Source organism: Synechococcus sp. UW106 (genome assembly GCF_900474015.1).
In the GTDB taxonomy this organism is placed as follows: Bacteria; Cyanobacteriota; Cyanobacteriia; order PCC-6307; family Cyanobiaceae; genus Parasynechococcus.
Genome location: NZ_UCNV01000009.1, coordinates 38,715 through 54,729 on the forward strand (window position 1 = coordinate 38,715; position 16,015 = coordinate 54,729).

At 60.0% G+C, this 16,015-nt stretch carries 19 protein-coding genes; 9 read left to right on the forward strand and 10 right to left on the reverse strand.

Translation table 11 applies throughout. The features are described 5' to 3' along the window. Together DXY30_RS07955 and thyX are read left to right on the forward strand one after the other, a co-directional pair. Window positions 1-576, forward strand: coding sequence for a thioredoxin domain-containing protein (locus DXY30_RS07955; protein WP_115094349.1), 576 nt, complete (start codon window positions 1-3; stop codon window positions 574-576). A 44-nt stretch (window positions 577-620) separates the two neighbouring features. After that, window positions 621-1,343 carry an FAD-dependent thymidylate synthase gene (gene thyX / locus DXY30_RS07960; RefSeq protein WP_115094351.1) on the forward strand — a complete coding sequence of 241 codons (723 nt, stop codon included), beginning with the start codon at window positions 621-623 and terminating at the stop codon, window positions 1,341-1,343. Between the two features lie 11 nt (window positions 1,344-1,354). On the opposite strand, the gene dcd is transcribed toward thyX, so the two are convergent. Continuing rightward, window positions 1,355-1,948 (reverse strand): dCTP deaminase, encoded by a 594-nt coding sequence (gene dcd / locus DXY30_RS07965; RefSeq protein WP_115024959.1) that lies wholly within the window; start codon window positions 1,946-1,948, stop codon window positions 1,355-1,357. Then, a complete protein-coding gene (locus tag DXY30_RS07970; RefSeq protein WP_115094945.1) occupies window positions 1,948-2,547 on the reverse strand; it encodes a cob(I)yrinic acid a,c-diamide adenosyltransferase in 600 nt (199 codons plus the stop codon). Before DXY30_RS07970 ends, dcd begins: the two co-directional genes overlap by 1 nt. Before the next feature lie 144 nt (window positions 2,548-2,691). Here DXY30_RS07970 and rph point away from each other — a divergent pair, with 144 nt between their 5' ends. Genes rph through DXY30_RS07990 form a run of 4 tightly spaced genes read left to right on the forward strand, consistent with a single transcriptional unit; the run spans window position 2,692 to window position 5,826 of the window. Next, window positions 2,692-3,435 (forward strand): ribonuclease PH, encoded by a 744-nt coding sequence (gene rph, locus DXY30_RS07975; RefSeq protein ID WP_115094353.1) that lies wholly within the window; start codon window positions 2,692-2,694, stop codon window positions 3,433-3,435. Between the two features lie 58 nt (window positions 3,436-3,493). Further along, window positions 3,494-4,210, forward strand: coding sequence for a global nitrogen regulator NtcA (ntcA, locus tag DXY30_RS07980; RefSeq protein WP_115024957.1), 717 nt, complete (start codon window positions 3,494-3,496; stop codon window positions 4,208-4,210). Window positions 4,211-4,237: 27 nt separating this feature from the next. Further along, a complete protein-coding gene (locus tag DXY30_RS07985) occupies window positions 4,238-5,389 on the forward strand; it encodes a DUF3084 domain-containing protein (RefSeq protein ID WP_115094355.1) in 1,152 nt (383 codons plus the stop codon). Further along, complete coding sequence (locus DXY30_RS07990) at window positions 5,386-5,826, forward strand: resolvase (RefSeq protein ID WP_115094357.1); 441 nt, start codon at window positions 5,386-5,388, stop codon at window positions 5,824-5,826. Before DXY30_RS07985 ends, DXY30_RS07990 begins: the two co-directional genes overlap by 4 nt. Here the strand turns inward: DXY30_RS07990 and DXY30_RS07995 are convergent. The 4 genes from DXY30_RS07995 to psbH are packed head-to-tail and all read right to left on the reverse strand — an operon-like array spanning window position 5,810 to window position 7,154. Next, entirely contained in the window at window positions 5,810-6,067 is a 258-nt protein-coding gene (locus DXY30_RS07995) for a DUF3146 family protein (RefSeq protein WP_115094359.1), read from the reverse strand. The genes DXY30_RS07990 and DXY30_RS07995 overlap by 17 nt on opposite strands. Then, window positions 6,067-6,684 carry an aminoacyl-tRNA hydrolase gene (gene pth, locus DXY30_RS08000; protein ID WP_115094361.1) on the reverse strand — a complete coding sequence of 206 codons (618 nt, stop codon included), beginning with the start codon at window positions 6,682-6,684 and terminating at the stop codon, window positions 6,067-6,069. Before pth ends, DXY30_RS07995 begins: the two co-directional genes overlap by 1 nt. Window positions 6,685-6,712: 28 nt before the next feature. Continuing rightward, window positions 6,713-6,943 (reverse strand): TatA/E family twin arginine-targeting protein translocase, encoded by a 231-nt coding sequence (locus DXY30_RS08005; protein WP_115094363.1) that lies wholly within the window; start codon window positions 6,941-6,943, stop codon window positions 6,713-6,715. Window positions 6,944-6,953: 10 nt separating this feature from the next. Next, on the reverse strand, window positions 6,954-7,154 hold the full coding sequence (gene psbH / locus DXY30_RS08010; protein ID WP_006849996.1) for a photosystem II reaction center phosphoprotein PsbH: 201 nt from the start codon (window positions 7,152-7,154) through the stop codon (window positions 6,954-6,956). An 84-nt stretch (window positions 7,155-7,238) separates the two neighbouring features. Here psbH and psbN point away from each other — a divergent pair, with 84 nt between their 5' ends. After that, the gene (gene psbN / locus DXY30_RS08015) at window positions 7,239-7,379 is read left to right on the forward strand and encodes a photosystem II reaction center protein PsbN (RefSeq protein WP_011363291.1); all 141 of its coding nucleotides are present in this window, start codon (window positions 7,239-7,241) and stop codon (window positions 7,377-7,379) included. On the opposite strand, the gene DXY30_RS08020 is transcribed toward psbN, so the two are convergent. Beyond that, the gene (locus tag DXY30_RS08020; RefSeq protein ID WP_115094365.1) at window positions 7,367-10,306 is read right to left on the reverse strand and encodes a glycoside hydrolase family 38 C-terminal domain-containing protein; all 2,940 of its coding nucleotides are present in this window, start codon (window positions 10,304-10,306) and stop codon (window positions 7,367-7,369) included. The genes psbN and DXY30_RS08020 overlap by 13 nt on opposite strands. 64 nt (window positions 10,307-10,370) lie before the next feature. Between DXY30_RS08020 and DXY30_RS08025 the strand changes: the two genes are divergently transcribed. Both DXY30_RS08025 and DXY30_RS08030 read left to right on the forward strand, forming a co-directional pair. Beyond that, entirely contained in the window at window positions 10,371-10,490 is a 120-nt protein-coding gene (locus DXY30_RS08025; protein WP_006172424.1) for a photosystem II reaction center protein I, read from the forward strand. Between the two features lie 197 nt (window positions 10,491-10,687). Then, on the forward strand, window positions 10,688-13,477 hold the full coding sequence (locus DXY30_RS08030) for a DUF3769 domain-containing protein (RefSeq protein WP_244281337.1): 2,790 nt from the start codon (window positions 10,688-10,690) through the stop codon (window positions 13,475-13,477). On the opposite strand, the gene DXY30_RS08035 is transcribed toward DXY30_RS08030, so the two are convergent. The 3 genes from DXY30_RS08035 to leuC are packed head-to-tail and all read right to left on the reverse strand — an operon-like array spanning window position 13,478 to window position 15,996. Further along, complete coding sequence (locus DXY30_RS08035) at window positions 13,478-13,912, reverse strand: pentapeptide repeat-containing protein (protein WP_115094947.1); 435 nt, start codon at window positions 13,910-13,912, stop codon at window positions 13,478-13,480. A gap of 51 nt (window positions 13,913-13,963) precedes the next feature. After that, entirely contained in the window at window positions 13,964-14,578 is a 615-nt protein-coding gene (locus tag DXY30_RS08040) for a 3-isopropylmalate dehydratase small subunit 2 (protein ID WP_115094367.1), read from the reverse strand. Continuing rightward, the gene (gene leuC, locus DXY30_RS08045) at window positions 14,578-15,996 is read right to left on the reverse strand and encodes a 3-isopropylmalate dehydratase large subunit (RefSeq protein WP_115094369.1); all 1,419 of its coding nucleotides are present in this window, start codon (window positions 15,994-15,996) and stop codon (window positions 14,578-14,580) included. Before leuC ends, DXY30_RS08040 begins: the two co-directional genes overlap by 1 nt. Window positions 15,997-16,015 lie beyond the last annotated feature (19 nt).

The following is a 16,015-nucleotide window of genomic DNA, read 5'->3' on the forward strand; positions in this document are numbered from 1 at the left end:
ATGACACGTTCCCCTGAGTCTTCTCCCCTTGGCACGACACAGCGATGGGTGCTGGTGCTGGTCGCGGTTGCTCTCGCCCTCGGTCTGGTGATGTTGCGAGGTGGTATTCAGAGCGAAAGCCCGATGGAGCAGCTGGCGAGACGATCACTCGACCCGCAGACTGCTTTAAACAACGGCCGGCCCACACTGATCGAGTTCTACGCCGACTGGTGTCAGGTCTGCAGAGAAATGGCTCCCTCAATGCTGGAACTGGAGCAAAGTTCCCGAGAGCGACTCGATGTAGTTCTGGTGAACGTCGACAATCCCCGTTGGCAAGATCTGGTTGATCGCTACGACGTAAATGGCATTCCTCAGTTGAACCTGTTCAACGCCGAGGGGGAGCCAAGGGGCCGATCCCTCGGCCTGCGCAGCTCGGAAGAATTGCAACTCTTGAGTGCTGCACTGCTTGAGAATCAGCCATTGCCGGCCTTGCCTGGAGTCGGCAGCATCAGCCGTCTTCCTGGCCCCTCCTCCGCCAATAGCGCATTAGCGGGAACGTCGAGCCAACCAACGGCTGGACCCCGCAGCCATGGTTGACACACCTCGCCATGATCACCACAACTCGTCACTCTGACGCTCCCATGGACCGCTTTCGGGTCGATCTGATCGCTGCCACGCCGAACCCGCAGCAATGCATCTATGCGGCCATGCATCAGGACTACAGCGAAGGTTTTGTGGCCGGAGATCGTGCCAGTTGGCCTGATGAACAACGGGCTGGGGAGATCTGCGTCAAACGTTTGCTATCCGGAGAGCGCGGCCATTACGGCCCCATGGAACATGCACAGATCGTGCTGAATGTGGGCTGGTTTCCTCATTCGGTGATGCAGCAGGCCCGCACCCATCGGGTCGGCGTGAGCTTCGATGTGCAATCGATGCGCTACACGGGCGATCGCATCTGCAGAGCAGCGGATGGGGCCCTAGAGCTTGAAGAGGTGTTTTATTTGCGGCCCGTCGGCGACTACAGCGACAGGCAGGGCAAGAAATATGCCTACACGGAAGAGCTGCGCAACCAAGATCTTGATCTGTGCCGAAGCGCGGCCGAGCGATACAGGGATCTTCTCAAAGCCGGCTTCTCCGAGGAGCACGCCCGCGGCATCCTTCCGTTCGACTACCGCCAGCACTTTGTGGTGAGCTTCAGTTTGCGCGCGTTTCTCCACTTCATGGATCTGCGAGCCAAACTCGATGCTCAGCTGGAGATCCGCCAGCTCTGCGATCTGATGTGGCCCCACATGTTGGATTGGGCTCCTGAGTTCGCCGCCTGGTACGAAAAAAGCAGGCTGCATCGAGCACGACTGGCCCCTTAAAGCGGGGAGGTCTAAACCTTGGCGAGCGTCACACGTTCTGGCTGGTGCTGGTATTTGCCCTGTCGATCGCTGTAGGTGGTCGCACAGGGATCACCCTCAAAAAACAACAGCTGACAGATGCCTTCATCGGCATAGATCCGGCAGTCAGCACCAGAGCTATTGCTGAATTCAAGGGTGAGGTGCCCCTCCCAGCTTGCTTCCGCTGGGGTGGTGTTCACAATGATTCCAAGGCGGGCATAGGTGCTCTTACCCAAACAGATCACAGTGATGTTGGGAGGAACTCGAAGCTTTTCAAGCGCCACGCCAAGGCCATAGGAGTGGGCCGGAAGAATGAAATATCGACCGTCCTCATCTTCATGGAGAGGAGTGGGCTCGAGATTTGCCGGATTGAACCGCTTGGGATTCATCACCGTGCCGGGAACGTGCCGGAAGATCAAAAATTCCTGAGGAGACAGGCGTAGGTCGTAGCCGTAGGAGGAGCAACCAAAGCTCAGCACCGGACGCAGCTTCTGCTCCGGATCCAGATGACGGACGAGGCCGCTCTGGAATGGCTCGATCATTCCCTGCCCAGCCTGTTCAGTGATCCAGCGATCGCACTTGAGCATCAGAAACCTCGGCGCAACTCCGTGACTTGATCTGCCATCTCCACCACGCCGGCGGGGATCGCAGGTCCTGTGATGATCACATCCATCGAGGCGGGCCGCTGCTCGAGAGCTGCAATCACGTCCGATTCATTGAGGTAACCGAAGGCCACAGCCAGGCCGATTTCATCCAGGACCAATTGGTCGAGATCCCCCTGAATCAAATGCTGACGGCAGATGGACCAAACGGCAGCAACCGCCTCCGCACCGCCGGGGTGATTCGGAGAGGAGAGGCAGAGAGGCACCTCAGGACGCAGCCAGACCAGGCCTCCACAAAGTTGGACGCGACCTGCGGGCCCCTGCTGCACGCCCCCTTTGAGGAACTGACTGATCAGAACACGACTGCCCAGACCAGCGGAACGCATCGCCTGACTGAGAACATTGGCGAAACTGCCGCGATAGGGCGCCGTGTGCACCTGGAGCTGCCCTTCGGGAGCCACCAGATACAGCGGTGGAGGATCTGCAACAGGTGGCAGGGGCCTGAGTCCTGCCCGCTGCAAAGCCTGCTGATCCCGATCCAGAGAGTTCTGGAACGCTTGGGGGTCGGCAAGGCTTGTGGTCATCACGGCAACATCCGTCCGGGCAATCCCGGCAAGACCTTGAATGTAGCGGCGAGATGACATTCCACAAGTGCATTGACACCACCCATAGTGTTTGGACGGGCGAGAACCAACCGCCTGCGAGGCTTGCAGAACTGCACACCACCGATGAGCCAAACCGCTGGAAGCCGCACCGATGGCCGTCGGCCTGAGCAATTACGGCCGTTCTCGGTGACCTGGAATCCGATGGGTTTTGCCTTGAGCTCCCTTGTGGTTCACACCGGCCGAACCGCTGTTCTGTGCAGCGTCTGCCTGGAGGACAACGTTCCCCGCTGGCGCAAGGGGGAAGGATTGGGCTGGGTCAGCGCCGAATACCGGCTGCTGCCGGGATCCACGCCGCAGAGGCAATCACGGGAGCTCATGAAATTGTCGGGCCGCACGCAGGAGATTCAACGGTTGATCGGCCGAAGCCTTCGCTCTGTGATCGACATGAAGCGTCTGGGCGAGCGCACCTTGCTGATCGACTGCGATGTGATCCAGGCCGACGCCGGAACACGGACTGCATCCATCACGGGAGCTTGGCTCGGCCTTGATCAAGCCTGCCTTTCACTCGTGGAAAAGGGGATTCTGGAGCAATCGCCACTGATCGACCAGGTAGCGGCCGTGTCCGTCGGCCTGGTGGATGGCCAGGCCTTGCTGGATCTGGACTACAGCGAAGACAGCAGAGCTGAGGTGGACCTGAATGTTGTGCAGGCTGGCGATGGTCGCCTGTTGGAGATCCAGGGAACTGCGGAGGGAGCGCCCTTCAGCCGCAGCCAGCTCAATGAATTACTGGATCTGGCTGAGCCTGGATTGACATCCCTGATGCAGGCGCAACGCCAAGCGATGAACGAGCACAGCAGAGTTACGTAATAACCGCTACACGGCAGCCACCGTTGGCTCCGTAGCTTCGCCTCACAAGGGGGTTGTCATGACCAGTAGCCGAGGTTTCAGCCGATACGCCCCGCAGATGGTGGCTCCAACCCCCAGCACAGAACCGGCCAACCGCTCCCTCCTGGAAATCATCCGGGATCTGGACGGCGCCAGCAGTGAACTGGTGGACCGCAACAAGACCATCTTTTTCCCTGGAGATCCTGCTGAACGGGTCTATCTGATCCGCCGCGGAGCGGTCCGTCTCTCCCGCGTCTACGAGTCAGGGGAAGAGATCACAGTGGCCTTGCTCCGCGAGAACAGCCTCTTTGGGGTGCTGTCGTTGCTGACCGGACAACGGTCTGATCGCTTCTACCACGCCGTAGCCTTCACCAGAGTCGAGATGGTGACGGCGCCTGCGACATCCGTGAAGGCGGCGATTGAAGCGGATACCAGCGTTGGCCTGCGCTTACTGCAGGGCCTTTCCAGTCGGATTCTTCAGACCGAAACGATGATCGAAACGCTGACCCACAGGGACATGTCATCCCGACTGGTGAGCTTTCTGTTGGTGCTGTGCAGGGATTTCGGCGTAGCAGATGAACTGGGAATCACCATCGACCTGCGCCTGTCCCATCAGGCCATCGCCGAAGCGATTGGCTCAACGCGCGTGACAATCACGCGTCTGCTGGGAGACTTGCGTCAATCCGGTCTGGTTCAGATTGACCGCAAAAAAATCACCGTTCTGGATCCAATCGCTCTGGCCAAACGATTCAGCTAGGCAGCACGTCTACCCACAGGTGCGGCCATGAGTGGCTGGGCACTGATCCTGGTTCTGCTGGTGCTCGGGGGCGTTCTGTCGACCCTGGGTGACCGGCTGGGAAGTCGTGTCGGCAAGGCCCGCCTGAGTCTGTTCAAGATGCGCCCGCGACGGACCGCCGTTCTGATCACGGTGCTGACCGGCAGCCTGATCAGCGCACTGTCGCTCGGCCTGCTGCTGCTGGTGAGCCGCCAGCTGCGGGTGGGCCTGTTTGAACTGGATGCTCTGCAAGACCGGCTCCAGGACAGCCGGCGGCAGCTCGATGCAGCCGAACGGGAACGAGAAGAGACCCGAACAGAAGCCAACCGGATCGCCGCTGAACTCAAGCAGTCACAGCAACGGGCTGACACCATGCGCCGTGAACTGGCTCCTCTGCAGAACGAACGCGCCCAACTCGAAGCAGAACGTGAGCGTCTGAGCCGGGACATCGCCTCCCGCGATGCCGACATCCAGCGCACGGAGGCCGAATTGAACAGCGTGCGGAGCCGAATCCGAGCTGGCGAGAAGGAACTCAAGGAACTCGAATTCAACCTGGTCGCCCTGAGGCGTGGATCGGTGGTGATCAGTAGCGGACAGACCTTGGCGAGAGCAACGGTTCGTCTCGATGCTCCTGATCAAGCGAAACAAGCTGTCGACAGGCTGCTTCAAGAGGCCAATGCCAACGCCTACGGCAAGGTGAGGCCGGGTGAAGCACCCGAACGACAGTTGATCCGCGTTCCCCGCAGCGACGTGGAACGCTTGCAGAACATCATCCGCAAGCCGGACACCTGGGTGATCTCGCTGCGCTCCGCCACCAATGTGCTGCGTGGTGAAACGGCGGTGTACGCCTTCCCCGAAGTGCGTCCCAACCGCCCGGTGGCGCAAAGCGGTGACGTGCTAGCGACCACCACACTGCGAACGGATGAACGCACACCGGATGGCATTCGAACGCGGCTGAACCTTCTCTTGGCCTCGGCCTATGCCGAGGTGCAACGGCGAGGATCCCTGACGGAAGGACTGCAATTCGATGGATCAGCACTCTCCCAACTGGCCCAGACATTGATAGAGGGACCCAGCAAACGCGTGGTCTTGAAGGTGATTGCCGCAGGGATCAGCTACAGCTCCGATGCTGTGGTCGTCACGGTTGAGGCATCCCCATGAAGCGGGTGGCCGTGCTCGACCCAGGCCGCTGCAAATGTGGCCTTGTGCTGGCCGATCTTCAGCATGGTCTTGTCTGCGAGGGCCATGTGCTGACCCCAGAGGCCGTGGAACCCTGGCTCGAGCAGTGGAATCAAGACGAAGCTCTAGATCGCATCCTGATTGGCGACGGAACAGGAAGCCAAGCGTGGATCAAGCGGCTGGAAGGCCTGGGCAGGCTCACCGTGATTCCGGAGCAGGGAACCACCCTGCGGGCAAGACAGCGTTACTGGACGCTGTGGCCGGCTCGGGGTTGGCGCCGAGTTCTACCGAAAGGGCTGCGCATTCCACCGGTGGACCTGGATGCTGTTGCCGCCTTGGTCATGCTTGAAGAGCACCTGGGGTGCCGCCTGCAATGGCCAGAGCCTGCACCCATGTTCTTGCTCAAAACCTGGCCCTGACCATGAAGGTGTAGTCACCTCCTGGTTCGAGCTTGTAATCAGAACGCACCAGGAATCGCCGCAAAGCATCCTCGATCAGGGCACGTCCTAAGGACGGCTCCACCATCAGCTCGCCGCGGTCAAACGCCCAGGAAAACTGCCACTCAAAGCCTCCGGCAGAGACCTCACCCTCCACACATTTCGCCTGAAAACATTGGCGAAGCACCCGTAGATGGGCTGTTGTCGCCGGAAGAGCCGGCATCAGTCTTCGGACTCCAGGTCGTAGCGAAACCCGTTGATCCAGGTCCCGGCGCGCTCAAAGCTCTGACGTTGAAGACGATGAATCCCTTCCAGGACAGCGTCCAGGACAGCGCCCACACAGGGTTGCTCCAGCTTGCTGAAGGGACCAAGCACGTGAGACACCGTTCGGGCACGACGCTCGGCAGGGTTCTCAGCCGGAGCACCAATCCCGATCCGCAGCCTGGGGAACGCCTGGGTGCCGAGATGCTGAATGGTGCTACGCAGTCCGTTGTGACCACCAGCACTGCCCTGAGCACGCAACCTCAAACGGCCAAGGGGGAGATCCATGTCATCCACCAGCACCAGCAGTTGATGGGGCTCGAGGCCAAACCAATCGAGCCCAGCACGAATGGCACGACCGCTGTCGTTCATGTAGGTCTGCGGCATGAGAAGGCGCAAACGCTGATCACCCACTCCTGTGTCGGCCGCCAAGCCATGCAATTTGGCTTGCTGCCGAAAGCTGAATCCGGAACGCTCCGAAAAAAGCTCCAAAGCCATGAAACCGATGTTATGGCGCGTGCCCGTGTATTTCGTGCCGGGGTTCCCCAGTCCCACGACAAGCTTGAGATCGGTGGTCATACCACTGTGGCGACTCAGTTGTGGCGACTCAGTCGCCGGGGGGAAATTCTTCGACCGGTTTGGCAGCGTCCGCTGGCACCTCCGGATCTGCCATGGCTTTGTTGATTTCGCGCTCAAATTCCTTGGACGCAGATTGGAATCCCTTCAGGGTCTTTCCCAACGTGCGACCTAGCTCTGGCAAGCGCTTCGGACCGAAAACCAATAACGCAACGGCGCCGATAACCGCCATTTCGGGGAGACCGACGCCGAAGATATTCATGGGTTCAGATTCAGCCGAGGCCGTTCCAGTTCACGTTGATGCCCTCAAGGATGAGCGACTTGTTGTAGAGCTGAAGGATCACCAGCAGGAACACCAAGAAAAGCACCATGAAGATGCCCATCACGGGTGTGGTGCCCCATCCGGGAACCACCTTGCCGTACTCGGAGTTCAGTGGGCGGAGAAGGTCTCCCAGACGGGTGCGTTGGGCCATGACTACGCTGGGTCTCGGGTGGTTTGAAGTCCCGATACTGTAGGGGCCGACTCCGGTTCGGGGTCGATCCTGTCGAGAGATGTGATGGAAACGTCGTCCCCAGCCCTGTCCGTTGCCATCGGTGTGCTCGCCGTTTTGTTCGGACTCACCGGTTTTGGTGTGTACCAGGCCTTTGGTCCGCCATCAAAAGCTCTCGATGACCCGTTTGACGATCACGAGGACTGAAACAGCACGAGAGACACGAGGTCTCCGGGAGCGATCACCACTTGATCTGTTGCAGTTGAGTCGGCTTGAAAGCGAACGCGCCAGCCTGAACCAGGGGCCCATCTACAGCGCGCAGATCCCGCGTTCATCAGCTTCAGCAAACAGTCACCGCCATTGCGCTGCAGAGCAACCGGCGTGAGCTGATTCGGGAGCGATGGGAACCACTGACGCAGCTCAGCGGGCAGAGGTGCACAACAACCAGGCTCGCGAAATGCAATCGCAGCCTGCGGTACACCGGCATCACTCCAGGAGCCTGACAACGGCATGAGAGCAAGACGCTGGCGATGCCAGCCCTTATCAGCACTGGGATCAGGCCAGGTTGGACCGCGCAGCAGCGAAATGCCAAGTCGTGATGGAGACCAATCAACCCCCTGAGGACCATCCAGCAACACAGCCAACCCACCTCCAGGAGCCGCCGACTGCGAGGCGAACCAAGAGATCACAGGGACTTCCCAACGGGCTTTTTCCCGAGGTGTCATCGGCTCAGCGGGGCGTTCAATCACCCCTCCACTGGTGTCGGCACCGATCCGAACGGCGGGAGTCGCCAGCGGCAGCTCCAGGCGCAACAACTCGTGGGTCTGGCACCAGTCGATGCTGCAGATCAGCTCCAGCCAAGGCGTATCGGCCTTCAGCCGCAGGTCCAGGCGCATGGAACTGGCGCCAATTTTTCGCCTCAGCACCAAATGGGCGACCAGGGAGCCCTTCTCGAGCCATTGCAACGATCCCGTGGAGCCAACACCCAGGGGATTGGAGCGGTAACCAGCAGCCAGATCCCAGGCATCCCAAAATTCTCCACGGTCTCGGTAGCGCTCGAGCTGCAGCGGCGCCGATAACTGCTCTCTTCCATCACTCCCCTTGAAAGCAAGGAGTCCGGCTGCGGAGACATCAAGTTCAATCAAATCATTACCCAGACGCCAGGCTCCTGACCCCAGCGATGCGATGACCACGGGGTGACGGGGTTCAGAAGCACAGTGCTTCAACCCTGGTTCACGCCTGAGGGGCACAGAGCAACTGCCTTGCTGACATGGCAACTGCACCCAAGTCCCACCAACCGCAGCAGCCTGCTGGGGCAGTGAAACGGCATCGACCGACCACGATCCAGCTGGAAGGCGAACCATTGGTGACCATGAGGCCAAAGGTTGCAGACCCCACCAACTCCAGTCCACCGCGGAGTCATTCGCACAAGGCAGCCTTGCCAGCCTCCGGTCGCGTTCCTGGCGGGCCTGGCGCCGAGCCAAGCACCAGACCGGTTCCGCCTGCTCAAACACCTCCGGGATCGAAGTTCCCGGAAGGATGTCGTGAAACTGCTGAAACAACAGCGGACGCCAATCACTGCTGCCGCTGTCCTGACCAGCGAGTGCCAACAGGGCCGAAGCAGCGTCGGCTTCCCGCAAAAGCCTCTCCAGCGTGCGGTTGTGACGCTTCTGATCTGGCCGGCTGGTGGCGCAGCCGCGGTGCAACTCCAGAAACAGCTCATCACGCCACACCGGCCAGGCCTGATCGCCCCGCTCCAGCTCCGTCAGGAACTCACGCACCGTGCCGGCTTGGGTAGGCAACGCATTCGTTTGCCCCTCCCAGAGCTCGATCTGCTCCAGCAACTCGTCGGTGGGACCACCACCGTGATCTCCAACACCAGGGATCCAGAGCGCCGTTTCTAGCCCCGTGGCCTGATGCCATGCACGCTGCTCCACCAACATCTCCACGGGGTCAGCACGACGCCCGATCGGCGGCAGCATCAGGCTCCGAAGTTCGGATCGTCCCCGTCCACGCCAACGGAACACACGGTGCGGGAATGGGTTCTCAGCATTCCAGGCCAACTTGTGCGTACAGAACCAGCGCACACCGGTGGCGGCAGCCACCGCAGGCAATCCTGCCGCGAAGCCAAAGCTGTCTGGCAGCCAGGCCAATTCATGGACCCATTCCGGGAAGCGGCGACGGCTGTCGTCCTGACCAAGAGCGAATTGATTCCACAACGACGCCGTGCTGACCAGAACGCAGTCCGTCTCCACCCAGGGACCATTAATCGGCTCCCAGCGGCCGTCGCGGCTGGCCTCCTGGATCTCAGCAAACAGAGCAGGGCGATGCTGCTCCATCCAGGCGTAAAGCGCCGGCGTGGAATGGGCAAAGCGCAGCTCAGGCCAACGCCGCATCAGAGCTAATGCCGATCGAAAGGTGCGTTCAGCGGCCTGCCAGGTATCGGCAACCGGCCAGAGCCAGGCCAGATCCAAATGAGCATGACCGAGCCAATGCATTGAACCTCCAGGGCTTGCCGCCTGGTGAAGGTGCGTCGCGACAGCGACCTGAGCCTCAGCGCCGCTGGGGTCCAGATCCGCCCAATGCGGCGGCAGATCACCATCCGCTGCCAGATGCAGTTCCAAGGCCGAGGGGAGCAGCGTGCCATCTGGATCCGTGCCCGCTGATTGCGGCTCCAGGTCCAGATGGCTGCTGATCAGAGCTCCATCGTCATGCAGTGGGCTGCGAAGCTCCAGCAGAAGATTCAGCGCAGACCCCTGGCGGCATCGCTCGGGAAGAGGCCAACGACAGGCGGTATCAAACAGATCCCCCTCATGCACCAGCACGTCGTCAACCCATAGCCGCATGTGCTCAGCCCACCAGCTCAGCACCAGTCGTGCACGGCAAGACTCCCTATTGCACCAGCCATCTGGCCAGAACAACCGCTGTTCAAGACGCAGCCATTGACGCCCCCTTGGCCAAATCAGCAGACCACGTTTGGCCCAGTCCGGGCGATGGGTCGATCCCCAAGTTTCATCAAGAAAAACACCGGCCTTGGCAGAACCTGACCGGCACCAATTCGCACGCAGATCACGACGCGACCGACTGCGAAACGTTTCAATCCACTCCGATCGAGCGACCTGTTCAGGGTTCATTCCCCAGCTAACGCTGTTATGCCCCATAAGATGATGCCCTTGTCACAGACGCCGGTCGGTCTCCATGCTCGCCCTCAAGATCTCCGTCTATTCGGTCGTCTTCTTTTTCATCGGCATTTTCGTGTTCGGGTTCCTTGCGAGCGATCCAAGCCGCACTCCCAGCCGCAAAGACCTCGAAGATTGAGTGACCCTCTCGAACAGACCGCGCAACGCACTGGTCTGATCAAGGCTTGATCCTTGGGCTCAGCTGGCAGGATCGTGGCCCGCAGCAGGATTGCCTTGGGGGCTCATCGCCTTCTCTTCGCACTGACTGGAACCCTGATTACGGGACCGGTCTCGGCATTGCCAGTTTCAGCCTCATCGGCTGAACAGATATCCGCTGTGGCACCAGCACCCGCACATCTGAAAATCCAGGCAGATCGTCAGTACAGCGATCGCAACACCAAAGCCACAATTGCCGAAGGCAACGTCAGCATTCAGCTCGGAAACGCTGAACTGCGCGCCGATCGGATTGAATTCGATGCTGGCTTCCGCACGCTCTATGCCCGCGGTGCCGTGCGTTTAAGACGCGGCAAGCAATATTTTCAAGCGTCAAGCTTCCGCTACAACCTCGTCCAAAACGAAGGTCAGCTCAATGATGTCTATGGGGTCATCGACCTAGAAGAGCCCCTCACCAATCCGTTTACAACCTCTCGCACGACATCCCCAGCGACTGAGAAACGGCCTGAGACGCCATCTGAGTCGCCGTCAAAGATTTCCTCCACAGAAGTCACCCCAGACAGCAACGAGGACATGCCTCCGGTGGCCTGTCCTCCTCTCCTCCCTCCGGTACCCGACTGGCATCCACAACCCTGGGCGGTCACGGCCTGGGGAGGCCAGATGATTGATGCCGCCTTCGGCGACACCTTCATGTTCAACGGTCGGATGCGACCGGAAGCCGTGCTGGGCTTGGGCGTGCAAAGGCGAATCATGCGCGCTGGACCACTGGCCATCGAACTTGAGGCTGACCTGTTCAGCCACATGGCCAAGCAGCAACAGGGGGGCGAATTCAACCAGAGCAACCCCTATGCCGATCTACCCCCACAAGCCTTCGGCGAAGGAGTCCTGGGGATCGGAGCGCGCGTCTGGGTTCAGCCGTGGCTGAGCCTCAGCTTCGTGGAAGGCATCAGTTACAACTCTGACGTCAGCCTTTACGAGAAAACATTCCGCGAGAACTACACCCAACTGCTGAACTATCTCGGCTTCGAGGTCGAGGCCGCTGTCTCCTCCGACCTGTCACTCGTCGGCCGCATTCACCACCGCTCCGGTGCGTTCGGTACCTATGGAGGGGTCAGCGAAGGCAGCAATGCCTACTTGCTCGGTCTGCGCTATCGCTGGGGACGGGACACACCCCAGCCGGAGAGCGCCATGATGCCTCCCCTGCCGGAGTGCGCAGATCCGGATCGCGACCATCGCGTCAAGCCTTCCTCCCTTTCTGACCGCCTCGACTCCATTGCCCTCGGTGACGGCGGTGACCCCCAGCGCCATGTCTCCAGTGATGGCAAAACCGAACAGGAACCGATTCCCCCGGCCCAGCAGCAAGCCATGCGGACGGAGGCTATTGCCAAGATCGACCAGCGCGTCTCGGACATCGACTTCCAGGGCAGTTTCAGCATCGAACGACGCAGCGGCATCCCCGTTCAACGCCTGAATTCCTCAATCAGGGATGAAAACCGCTTCGGTGTGGTCAAAGTTCCTCAACTAAAGAGTCTGGGAAGCACAAATCTCCTGAATGGCACGATCAGCCGCTGGAGAATCCAGGCTTCGAAGGTCTTGATCACGGCTGATGGCTGGCAAGCCGACCGCATGGGATTCAGCAACGATCCGTTCACCCCTGCTCAAACCAGGATCGATGCAGAGGATGTGATTGCCAGGGAACAAGCCAATGGTGATGTGCTGATCTCGGCGCGTCGCAACCGCCTGATCGTCGAAGAGCGACTGCCCATCCCTGTGACACGTCGACAGCTCATCCAGAAGGAGGAGGAAGTTGAGAACCGTCTGGTTGTTGGCATCGACAACAAAGACCGCGGTGGCCTTTTTGTAGGACGCAACCTCAAGCCTCTAACCATCGGTACCAGCACGGAGCTATCCCTTCAGCCGCAGTTCATGCTCCAGCGCGCCATGGACGGCGATTTCAACAGTGCCGGTGATTTGTTTGGCTTGGACGCCAAACTTCGTGGCCGGTACGGGGATTACAGGCTGAGCGCCGACGCCGACATGAGCAGCTTTGATGCCGATGACATCCTCAGCGCAAGTCGCTTCTGGGGAAGCTTCGGCAGAGATATCGACCTGGGCAGTTTGGGCGTGCTGGAAACGAAGCTGTTCGGGGCTTACCGCTACCGCACTTGGAATGGCTCCCTGGGCGAGACCGACATCAATGCGGCCTATGGCATCTACACTCAGACCCGGGGCAGCTGGTCGACAGGGGACATAGATCACAACTATCTGATTCGAGGTGCCATCGGTGACTACGACGCCGATCGCTTCAACAGCAACCGCCCCGTACGTACTGGGCGTGGCAGCTTGTATGCCTCAATCACCAGCCAGATTCCCCTGTTGAAAGGGAACACAGCAGAGCTGATTCCAACGGCGGCCTATCGCTATTCCCCCGTCCCAATTGTTCCCGGGTTGAGTCTGCACACCAACGTCAACACTTCGGTGGCTGCCTATGGCGATGGCCGTCACCAAGAGACCCTGAGCCTCAGCGGAGGGCCCACCATCACCCTGGGCACCTTCAGCAAGCCTTTCCTCGATTTCACACAGATCTCGATCGTGGGCAGCGGCTCCCTGAAAAACGGCAACAGCCCCTTCGCCTTTGATCGGAACGTCGATCTCGCCACCCTTGGAATCGGGCTCACCCAGCAGATCGTGGGGCCAGTCGTGCTGAGTACAGGCGTCAGTTACAACGTCGACCCCGGTTCGGAGTACTACGGCAAAACGGTCAACTCGAACGTCGAACTGCGCTGGCAACGTCGCAGTTATGACGTCGGGATCTACTTCAATCCGTACGAAGGTATTGGTGGCGTCCGCTTCCGTCTCAACGACTTTGGCTTTAAAGGCACGGGAGTGCCGTTTGTGCCTTACACCCCGACGAACTGGATGGACATCAGCAACTCGGATCGACCCTTCTGATCAGTCACCGCCACCGATGATCAGATCACTTCCGAGCAGTGAGGCACCGGCATAACGCATGCCAGTGGTCCGAACGTTCGGCGCATAGGCATTGATCACCTGAGCGTCCCGCAGATCGGCATTGCGCAGATCCACACCAGACAGCTCCGCATTGGTGAGGTTGGCTCCCCGAAGGTCAGCTCCCTGCAGCAGGGCCCCCGTCAGATCAGCACCTTCAAGATTCGCCTCCCTGAGATCGGCTCCGCGCAAATCGCTTCCCCGAAAATCAGCGCCGATGAGATGAGCTTGACGAAAATCCGCATGGCGCAGGTCACAACCAGGACAGCTGCGATCCAAGGGATCGTGGGGCTGGACCTGAAGCGGCATGGCACCTGCGGGACCGACACCGACAAGAACCAACAACGGCAACAACAACCGCGACAACGAATGAGCCATCAACACGCAACCTCCTGTCTCTTTCATAGACACAGGAGTCGTACTTGACCGTCAATTGGCGGCGAATTGGTTGATGTAAGGCAGTGATTGCATCAACGCTGCGACCTGAGGGCCATTATCCAGAAGCTGGGACGTGGCATCCCAGCGACCGCTGCGCAACATGTCCAAAGGGCCGGCATCGATCGACACAGGCCAGCTGGACTCCGCAGACGTCAATTGCAAACCAGCAAGGTCCAGCTGCCACGAGCCACCTGGTTCACGAGACACCTGCGCCTGAATCGCCTTGATCTCATCCGGCGCAGCCGTTGCACAGGGAATGCCCAGAGCGAGGCAGTTGCCATAGAAAATCTCCGCAAAACTGACACCGACCACCGCACGGATTCCCCAGCGCATCAACGCCTGGGGTGCATGCTCACGGCTGGAACCGCAGCCGAAATTGCCATTCACCATCAGGATCGAGGCACCCTGATAACGGACCTGATCAAAGGGATGCTCACCGGAGAGTTCCAGACGGTCATCAGCAAACACCTGGTCGCCCAGCGCCTCGAAACTGACGCATTTAAGAAACCGTGCCGGAATAATCCGATCCGTATCGATGTCTTCGCCTGGAACGGCAATGGCCGTTCCACTCACATGCTGAACAGGACCAGTCGGGAAGAGAGCCATCACGATGCTGACGGAGAAATCAAAGTACGGACATCAGTCACACGACCATTCACGGCAGCAGCGGCCACCATCGCTGGACTCATCAACAAAGTCCGCCCACTGGCCGATCCCTGACGACCCTTGAAATTTCGATTGCTGGAGCTGGCGCTGATCTGTCGTCCCTCCAACCGGTCCGGATTCATGGCCAGACACATCGAACAACCGGGCTCCCGCCACTCGAAGCCTGCGGCACGGAACACCGCATCCAGCCCTTCCGCTTCAGCGGCTTTTGCCACCTGCTCCGAGCCGGGAACCACAAACGCCTTGATGCCCTCAGCCACCTGGCGCCCACGGGCCACATCGGCAGCGGCACGGAGATCGCTGAGACGACCATTGGTGCAGCTGCCGATGAAACAGACATCCACAGGGACTCCAGCAATGGCCGTTCCTGGCTGGAGATCCATATAGCGGTAAGCCTCCTCCGCGATCGGACGCTCCCCTGAATCCAGCTGATCGAGGCTGGGAACCGTTTCATCGATCCCCAGACCCTGGCCGGGAGTGATGCCCCAGGTCACCGTGGGTGGAATCGCAGCCGCATCGAAGACCACCTCATCGTCGACCGTTGCATCGGGGTCGGTGGACAGGGAGCTCCACCAGGAGACAGCGCGGGTCCAGGCATCACCCTCGGGGGCATGGGGACGACCTTTCAGATAGTCAAAGGTGATCTGATCAGGATTGACGTAACCGCAACGGGCTCCACCCTCGATCGCCATGTTGCAGAGGGTCATCCGCTCTTCCATGGACAGCGCCTCGATCGCAGGCCCTGCGAACTCATAGGCGTAACCAACGCCGCCTTTCACGCCAAGGCGGCGAATCACATGAAGGATCAGATCCTTCGCAGACACCCCCTCCGACAGGAGACCATTCACCTGAATTCGGCGCACCTTGAGCTTGTTCATGGCCAGGCTCTGGCTGGCAAGCACATCGCGGACCTGACTGGTCCCGATTCCGAAGGCGATCGCCCCGAAGGCGCCATGGGTGGAGGTGTGGGAGTCACCGCAAGCCACCGTCATCCCCGGCTGGGTCAGACCGAGCTCCGGGGCAATCACATGAACGATGCCCTGCCTTCCGCTGCCGATGTTGTTGAGAGGAATGCCGTACTCCTGACAGTTTCGCTCCAAGGTGCTGAGCATCTCCTCCGCCAACGGGTCGGCGAACGGACGTTGCTGGGAGGTGGTCGGCACAATGTGATCCACCGTGGCCACAGTGCGCTCGGGACAACACACCTTCAGGCCCTTGTCCTTCAAAGCCGAGAACGCCTGGGGACTGGTGACCTCATGGATGAGATGAAGCCCGACAAACAATTGGGTGGATCCGCCGGGAAGCTCCGCCACCCGATGCAGATCCCACACCTTGTCGTAGAGGGTGCCGGAACTCAACTGTTCAGCCGCAGGAACC